This window comes from uncultured Campylobacter sp., assembly GCF_937997595.1.
Classification (GTDB): Bacteria; Campylobacterota; Campylobacteria; order Campylobacterales; family Campylobacteraceae; genus Campylobacter_B.
Genome location: NZ_CALKTS010000047.1, coordinates 1 through 1,224, shown reverse-complemented (window position 1 = coordinate 1,224; position 1,224 = coordinate 1). Strand labels below are relative to the sequence as shown.

Below are 1,224 nucleotides of genomic sequence, written 5' to 3'. Positions count from 1 at the left end.
CGCGCTCGCTAAATTTTATCTTGCCGCAATTCGAAACCTACTTGCCGCCACTACAACACGCCGTGCTTTAGCACTCGCACGATACGCGTCTATTGCCGCTGCGGCGTTTACAAAATTTTAAAACGGCGCAGAACTTTGCCTCGCAAACGACGATTACGCCGCGGGCTTATCTATTTATTTATGCGAGCAGCGGAAGCCTTCGGCGGGCTAAAGACGAAACTCTTATCTTAGCCGCAAAGCAAATCCGAGCTTTAGCAGAGAAAAACGCGAGCGGCGAATGCAGAAGCAAAAACCAAGCAGGTGCGTTTGCCCGAAGCCTAGCCCTTTAGCTTCATCATTTTTTCTAAAATTTCATACACTAGATCAAGCTTCGTAAAGCCGTCTCTGTCTAAAAAATGCCCACCCTTTTGCACCTCGTAAAACTTAGCATCGATCTGCCCCGCTAGCTCGTGGCTGAAACTAAACGGCACGATATAATCATCCTTTGCAGAAATTACAACGCGCTGTTTTGCGGCGGCTTTTATGCGCTCAAAATCAAAGCCTTTATCCATAAACTCGTCTAAAATTTTAAATTGCGGATCGCTAAGCGGCTTTGCAAGCCCCGAGACCAGCACTACGCCATCTACTGCGCCGCTTGCAGCACTGCCTTGTAAGAAATTTAAGATCGTAGGACAGCCGAGGCTGTGTCCGACCAGATAAACTTCACCTTCAAATTTTACGCTTTCTCGCAAGATTTTCAGCCATTCATCAAGCCTCGGATGCGCAGGCGTAGGCATCGTTAAAATTTCCGCCCTTGCGCCCGATTTTTCGATCTCGCCTTTAAGCCAGGCAAACCAGTGCTTCTTAGGCGAAGCGTCGTAGCCGTGCACGATATAGACGCACTTTTGCATATTTTTCTCCTTTAAATTTAAGTCCTTTACGCGCAAATTTTAAAATTTCAATCCGCGCCCTAGCCCTTACAGATCGTGATTTTATCGGCAAATTTACCCAAAAAGTGATATCCCGAGCCCGCCTGCGCGATGATATCAAGCACCGTGTCCGCATCCCTCACGAGCGTACCTCCCGCAAAGTCCACGCCGCGCTCAAATAGTGCCTGCGGCAGTAGCGGCGTGGTAGGTCCCACGAGCACGAGCTTGGCGCCGCTTTTTTTCAGGCGCAAAAGCCCATCGAGCGTGTCGTTGATGAGCGTCGTAGCCGTGATTATCACGTTATCGGCGCGCGGCA

2 protein-coding genes are annotated in these 1,224 nt (G+C 49.6%); both read right to left on the bottom strand.

Annotated elements, in window-relative coordinates; all coding sequences use genetic code 11:
- Positions 1 to 317: 317 nt before the first annotated feature.
- Positions 318 to 890 carry an alpha/beta hydrolase gene (locus tag Q0614_RS01470; RefSeq protein WP_298786004.1) on the bottom strand — a complete coding sequence of 191 codons (573 nt, stop codon included), beginning with the start codon at positions 888 to 890 and terminating at the stop codon, positions 318 to 320.
- Positions 891 to 949: 59 nt separating this feature from the next.
- On the bottom strand, positions 950 to 1,224 hold a 275-nt coding region (locus Q0614_RS01465), incomplete at its 5' end, for a DUF364 domain-containing protein (RefSeq protein ID WP_298786002.1).